This window comes from Kitasatospora sp. NPDC048407, from assembly GCF_043200475.1.
GTDB lineage: Bacteria > Actinomycetota > Actinomycetes > Streptomycetales > Streptomycetaceae > Kitasatospora.
Genome location: NZ_JBICXW010000001.1, coordinates 360,794 through 367,624, shown reverse-complemented (window position 1 = coordinate 367,624; position 6,831 = coordinate 360,794). Strand labels below are relative to the sequence as shown.

Here is a 6,831-nt window from a genome sequence, read left to right as displayed (position 1 = left end):
GCAGGCCCCGCCGGCAGGCGGCTGCCTCGTGGCCGGGACCGGCGGCCGTCGATGCCCTGCGGCCAGCGGTGATCGCTACGCCCGGTCGGACGACGCCGCTTGCCGAGGGGATCCGAAGTGTAGGAAGATCTTTATGTCCTGTTGCCATTTTTCGACCGATTGCCCGCCGGAAGGGGTGCCGTCATGGCGCGTCCGAACTGGGTGCCTGCGGGGACCGACCTCGACAAGCCCAATGCCGCCCGGGTCTACGACTACTACCTCGGCGGTTCGCACAACTTCGAGGTCGACCGGCGGATGGCGCGCAAGGCCATGGAACTCTGGCCGGACCTGCCCAAGATCATGCGGGCCAACCGCGCCTTCCTGCACCGCGCCACCCAGTACGTCGCAGCCGAAGGCATCAGCCGCTTCCTCGACATCGGCTCCGGCATCCCCACCTTCGGCGCCGTCCACGAAGTGGCCCGCGAGTACCAGCCCGACGCCCGCGTCGTCTACATCGACATGGACCCGGTCGCCGTCGCCCACAGCCGCTTGATCCTCGCCGACGACCCCCTGTGCCAGGTCGTCGACGCCGACCTGCGCAACACCGAGGACCTGCTCTCCCGCCCCGAGGTCGAAGAGCTGCTCGCCCCCGGCGAACCCGTCGCCGTCATCCTCAACGCCGTGATGCACTTCGTCACCGACGACGACGAGCCCGAGAAGATCCTCGCCAAACTCCGCGAAGCCCTCCCCAGCGGCAGCGCGCTGATCCTCTCGCACGCCTCCCTCGACGGCCGCCCCGACAAGGCCGAATCCCACCAGGACCTGTACCGCGCCACCCCCACCCCGCTCACCATGCGCAGCCGCGAACGGATCACCTCCTTCTTCGACGGCTTCGACCTGGTCGAACCAGGGGTGGTCTACCTGTCCCAGTGGCGCCCCGACGACGCCGACGCCGTCGACCCGCACCCCGAGCGGATCACCGGGATGGCCGGCGTCGGACGCCTGTCATGAACGAGGCGGCCGCTCCCGACCACGGGTTCCGCACCGCCTGGGCCGCCATGCTGCGCACCGGACACGGCGCGGCGGTGCGCCCCGGCGTCCTCAACCCGCTGATCGCGCGGACCGCCGACCTGCTGCGCCGCGCCGCCCTGGAACGCCCGTTCCGCCCGGAGCTTGCCGGGCAGGTCGGCGCCCTGCTGATCGACAACCACTTCACCGATCCCCAACTGCTGTCCGACGCCGTTCAGTTGATCCAGACCCAGCCCGTCCCCGACGGCCGCGGCCCCGCCCTGTCGGGCGCTTTCGCGGCCGGCTGGGCGGCCGCTCTGCGCGAACGCACCCTGAACGAGCAGGAGGCGATCCGGCTGGCCGCCGACACCGCCCGGCAGGAGGTGGAGAAGGCGCTGCGGGTTTCCGAGGCACGCTTCCGCGCTCTGTTCGAATCCGCGGCGATCGGCATCGGCCTCGGCGACACCGATGGCAACATCCTCGCCGTCAACCGGGCCCTCGGCGAGATCTTCGGCGGCGGCCCCGAGGACATGCAGGGCGTCCGCGTCAACGACCTGATGCACCCCGAGGACACCCCCGGCGTGTGGGAGGCCTACGAGGAACTGATCAGCGGCAAGCGCGAGTACTTCCAGTTCGACAAGCCGTACTACCGGCGCGACGGCGAAGTGGTCTGGACGCACCTCACGGTCTCGCTGATCCGCGACGACGACGGCTCGCCGCTGTACCAGGTCGCGATGCTGGAGGACGTCACCGACCGCTACCGGCTCCAGGAACGCCTGCGCCACCAGGCCACCCACGACCCGCTGACCGGCCTGCCCAACCGCGCGGCGTTCTTCGAACGGCTGGAGCGGCTCTTCGAATCGCCCGAGCCGGACGAACGTTTCGGCCTGTGCTACGTCGACCTGGACGGTTTCAAGGTCGTCAACGACAGCCTCGGCCACGACATGGGCGACCAGCTGCTCACCGTGGTCGCCGGCCGCCTGGAGTCCGCGCTCAGCCCGCTCGGACACATGGTGGCCCGGCTCGGCGGCGACGAGTTCGTCGTCCTGCTGGAGAACTGCCGCGGCGAACAGGAAGCCGTCGCCGCCGCCAAGACCGTCCTCGCCGCGCTCACCAAGCCCGTGGTGATCGGCGACCACCGGCTTGCCGTCGGCGCCAGCGTCGGCGTCCTCGAACGCCGGATCTCCAGCACCACCCCCGGCGCCGCCGTCCGCGCCGCCGACCTGACGCTGTACCGCGCCAAGGAAGCCGGACGCGGCCGCTGGACGCTGTTCGACCCGAAGGAGAACGCGCGCGCCGTCAGCCGATACGCCGTATCGGTGCGCATGCCCGCCGCGCTCGACCGCGGCGAGTTCTTCATCGACTACCAGCCGATGATCGACCTCTCCACCGGCGCGATGACCGGCGTCGAGGCACTGGTGCGCTGGCGCGACCCGGAACACGGCGTGATCGGCCCCGAGAAGTTCGTCGGCGTCGCCGAGGAGACCGGGCTGATCATGCCGCTCGGCCGCTGGGTGCTGGAACAGGCCTGCGAACAGGCCGCCGACTGGGTCGCCAGATTCGGCGACCGGGCACCCAAGCTGAGCGTCAACCTGGCCGTCCGGCAGGCCCGCAACGCCGGCCTCGTCGCCGACATCGACCGGATCCTGCGCAACACCGGGCTCGACCCGTCCATGCTGCAACTCGAGATCACCGAATCCACCGTGGTCGGCCCCGAGGACGAAGCCCTCAAGGCCCTGCACGCCCTCGTCGACATGGGCGTCTCGCTGGCCGTCGACGACTTCGGCACCGGCTGGTCCAACCTCGCCTACCTGCGCGACCTGCCGGTGTCCAACCTGAAGATCGCCGGGTCGTTCGTCGGCGACCTGCACGACCCCGCCAAGGACACCCATCTCGGCTGGCGCATCGTCAGCGGCCTGGTCTCGCTCGCCCACACCCTCGGCCTGTCCGTCACCGCCGAAGGCGTGGAGAGCCGCGCCGACGCCGAACGGCTGCGGCTGATGGGCTGCGACCTCGCCCAGGGCTGGCACTTCGGCCGCCCCGTACGGCCCGCCGAGATCGCCCGCCGGATCGCCGAGGGCGACCCGGAACGCGCGGCCGAGATCGCCCTCGAGGCCGGGACCGGCCCGGACGGCGTCGACCGCAGGCACGCACCCGACGGCGTGCCCCGGCCTTTCGTCCTCGGGCGGGAGTACGCCGCCGGGACCGAACCCGCACCCGGCTCCGACAGCGACACCTGAGTTCCCGCCGGGGGTTCCGCGCTCCCGTTCGGCCCACCCGCCCCTTGCTACCGGCCGGTACCCCGGCAAGCTGAGGGGCGTCGGGGCGGAACCGGAGAGCAGGAAGAGGCGGGACGAGATGGTGAAGGCATTCGGGTTCGTCGCGTACGGCGGGCCGGAGCAGCAGACGTTCCTGGACCGGCCGCTGCCCGAACCCGGCCCCGGCGGGGTGCGGATCGAGGTCAGAGCGGCCGGCGTCAACCCGGCCGACTGGAAGAAACGCGAAGGCTGGTTCGGGACGGCCGCCGAACCGCCGCTGGTGATGGGCAGCGAAGCCGCGGGCGTGGTCACCGCCGTGGGGGAGGAGGTCAACGGGTTCGCCGTCGGCGACGAGGTCTTCGGCATCGCGCCCGCCGGGGCGTTCGCCGAACAGGTGCTGCTGTCCGCCCGCGCCACCGCCCGCAAACCCGCCGCCGTCGGCTTCGACCAGGCCGCCGCACTGCCCGTCGCCGCCGCCACCGCGTACGACGCGCTCCAGCAACTCGACCTGGTGCCCGGCGAGACCCTGCTCATCGTCGGCATCTCCGGCGGCGTCGGCAGCGCCGCCACCCAGATCGCCCGCGCCCGCGGCATCACCGTCCTCGGCACCGCCGGCGCCGCCAGCGCCGACCACGTCCGCACCCTCGGCGGAACACCCGTCCGCTACGGCGACGGCGTCGCCGAACGGCTCCGCGAAGCCGCCCCCCACGGTGTGGACGCGATCCTCGACCTGGTCGGCGGAGCCGCCGTCCGCGACGTCGCCGGGGCACTGCGCCGGCCCGGACGGCTGGTGTCCACCGCCGACCGCGCCACCGCCGAAGAGCTCGGCGGCGCGTACGTACGACGCGACGGCACCGCGACCGTGCTCACCGTCCTCGCCGAAATGGTCGCCGACGGGGCACTCGACGCGCAGATCAGCGCCAGGTACCCGCTGGAGCGCGCCGCCGAAGCCATCGCAGAGGTCGAGTCCGGGCACGCCCGCGGCAAGCTGATCCTGGAGATGAACCGCCCGTGAAAATCACCGAGTTGACACCCGGAGCGCCCTGCTGGGTCGAACTGTCCACCAAGGACCCCATCGCGGCCCGGACCTTCTACCACGAACTGTTCGGCTGGCGCACCGAACCCATCCCCGTCGAGAAGGCGATGGGCTACACCCGGCTCTACGCCGGCGACCAACTCGTCGCCGGACTGGTCGGGTTGGCGAAGCCCGAACAGCCCACCGCGTGGAACATCAGCTTCTACAGCCCCGACGTCGACGCCACCGCCGAGAAGATCACCGCCGGCGGCGGCAGCCTGATCGTCCCGCCGAGGGACGCCTTCGACTGGGGCCGGTTCATCGTCGCCCGCGACCCCGGCGGCGCGGTCTTCTGCGGCTGGCAGCCCCTGACCCTGCGCGGCTGCGACGTGATGAACGAACCTGGCGCGCTCGGCTGGGTGGAACTCGCCACCCGCGACCCGAAAGGCGCCACCGAGTTCTACCCCCTGGTGTTCGGCTGGAGCGTCACCATCGGCGAGATGTACGCCCAATTCGGCCTGGGCGGACGGGACTTCGGCGGAATGATGGACATGGCCGACCAGTTCCCGGCCGAAGTCCCGCCCTACTGGATGCCGTACTTCGCGGTCGCCGACGTCGACCTCAGCGCGGAACGCGCCGCGCTGCTCGGCGCCACCGTCACGCTGCCACCCACCGACGTCCCCGACGGCCCGCGCCTCGCCGTGCTGCGCGACCCGCAGGGCGCGGTGTTCGGCATCCACGTGGCCTACCCGGAGAGTTGAGGTCGGGGCGGGTCGACCTGCCTGCGGGGCGCGGGAGTTGTGGCCGGTTCGCCGGTTCGCCGGTGAGGGACGGGAGTTGTGGCCGGTTCGCCGGTGAGGGGCGGGAGTTGTGGCCGATTCGCCGGTGAGGGAGGGGAGTTCGCGCAGCGGTCCCGACTGTGTTGCGCGGCAAGGGAGTTCAGACCCTGGCCGACGGCAGGTCCGGCGAGGGCGCGGTCGGCTCGCCCCGGCGACGGCGCTCGCGCAGCCGGGGCAGCGCGCCCGCCGCCCCGGCCGCCGCCGTCACCACCAGCGCCGACAGCGGCACCCAGTCGCCGAGGCGGACGTACCACGTCCGGGCCGTCGGATCGGCCGGCGACACCCGCACCGTCACCACCCCCGACTCGGCCGTGGTCAGGAGCGCCAGCCGTCGGCCCTGCGCGTCGTACGCCACCGACTCGCCCGTCAACGCCGCCTGCACCACCGGCCGGCCGGTCTCGGCCGCCCGGATCGCGCCCAGTGAGGCGTGCTGCGCCGGGGCCCAGGTGGACTGGAAGGTCGAGGTCGCCGACTGGTAGACGATCAGCTCGGCGCCCTCCCGGGACACGCTGCGCGACATGTCCGGGAACGCCGACTCGAAGCAGATCAGCGCGCCGACCGGCAGCGGACGGCCGTCCCGGCCCACCACCGGCAGGAGGTGCAGCGAGTGGCCCGGCGCCCGGTTCTCGCCCGCCGCCGAGCTCACCCCCGCGATCCAACCCAGCAGCGGGCGCAGCGGAATGTACTCGCCGAACGGCACCAGCCGGATCTTCCGGTAGCGGGCCACGATGCCCGAAGGGTCGATCAGTACCGCGTCCTTGGAGATCCGGCCGTCCGCCTTCCGGGCGTCCTCGCCGACCATCAGCTGCGCGCCCGTCGAGGCGGACAGCGCCGTCAGCCGGTTCAGCGTCGCGCTGCCCCGGTCCAGGTCGGCGGTGGTCGAACTCTCGCCCCACACCACCAGGTCCACGGGCCGGCCCGCCAGCGACCGGGTGATCCGGATGTTCGCCTCCAACCGGGCCTGCTCGTCCGGCGTCTGGCCCGCCTGCACCAGCGCCACCGACGCCGAACCGCGCGAGGCCGGCGCGGCCTGCGCGGCGAACGCCAACGGACCCGCCAGCACCGACACCAGCGCCGTCGCGCCCGCCAGCAGCCGTGGCCACACGCTGCGGGCCAGCACCACAATCGTCAATGCGGTGTTGACGGTGACCAGCGCCCAGCTCACCAGCCACACCCCGCCGATCGAGGCCAGGCCGAGCACCGCCGGATGCTCCCACTGCGACGCGCCCAGCAACGCCCACGGCCCGCCCAGCGCATGCCAGGACCGGGCGAACTCGGCACTCACCCAGACCGCGGGCACCACCACCAGCGCCGCCGCCGACCGGCCCGGCGTCAACTCGCCGTGCAGCAACCACCACACGGCCAGACCCACCGGCGCCTGCAACACCCCGAACACCACCGCCAGCAGCGGCAGCGCCGGGCCGATCGACGGGATCAGCCAGTACATCGCCGTCAGGATGAACCCCGCGCCGAACCACCAGCCGCGCACCGCCGCCTCGCGCGCCCCGCCCGCCGCCCGCATCAGCAACAGCCCCGGCACCAGCGCCACCCAGGCCAGCACGGCCAGGCCGGCGCCCGGGAACGTCAGGACGGGCAGCGCGCCCGCGGCCAGCGCGCCGTAGCGCGCCGGGCGGGTGAGGGCGATTCGCAGGCTCATGTGGAAATTGTCCGCCCGGGCGGGGTGGAAGGCACCCCTATTCGATCACCGACATGTCAGTGTCGTCCGAGGTGC

Annotated in this window: 5 protein-coding genes; 4 read left to right on the top strand and 1 reads right to left on the bottom strand. The window is 72.6% G+C overall.

Going from position 1 to position 6,831, the window contains the following annotated elements:
* Positions 1 to 183 precede the first annotated feature (183 nt).
* From ACGFWJ_RS01760 to ACGFWJ_RS01745, 4 genes are all read left to right on the top strand, one after another.
* A complete protein-coding gene (locus ACGFWJ_RS01760) occupies positions 184 to 990 on the top strand; it encodes an SAM-dependent methyltransferase (RefSeq protein ID WP_392944174.1) in 807 nt (268 codons plus the stop codon).
* A complete protein-coding gene (locus ACGFWJ_RS01755; protein WP_392944172.1) occupies positions 987 to 3,227 on the top strand; it encodes a putative bifunctional diguanylate cyclase/phosphodiesterase in 2,241 nt (746 codons plus the stop codon). Before ACGFWJ_RS01760 ends, ACGFWJ_RS01755 begins: the two co-directional genes overlap by 4 nt.
* A 118-nt stretch (positions 3,228 to 3,345) precedes the next feature.
* The gene (locus tag ACGFWJ_RS01750) at positions 3,346 to 4,260 is read left to right on the top strand and encodes an NADP-dependent oxidoreductase (protein WP_392944170.1); all 915 of its coding nucleotides are present in this window, start codon (positions 3,346 to 3,348) and stop codon (positions 4,258 to 4,260) included.
* Positions 4,261 to 4,271: 11 nt separating this feature from the next.
* Positions 4,272 to 5,021: a VOC family protein gene (locus ACGFWJ_RS01745; protein WP_392944168.1), complete on the top strand. Its 750-nt coding sequence runs from the start codon at positions 4,272 to 4,274 to the stop codon at positions 5,019 to 5,021.
* 178 nt (positions 5,022 to 5,199) lie between these two features.
* On the opposite strand, the gene lnt is transcribed toward ACGFWJ_RS01745, so the two are convergent.
* Positions 5,200 to 6,756 carry an apolipoprotein N-acyltransferase gene (gene lnt, locus ACGFWJ_RS01740; protein ID WP_392944166.1) on the bottom strand — a complete coding sequence of 519 codons (1,557 nt, stop codon included), beginning with the start codon at positions 6,754 to 6,756 and terminating at the stop codon, positions 5,200 to 5,202.
* Between the last annotated feature and the right edge of the window lie 75 nt (positions 6,757 to 6,831).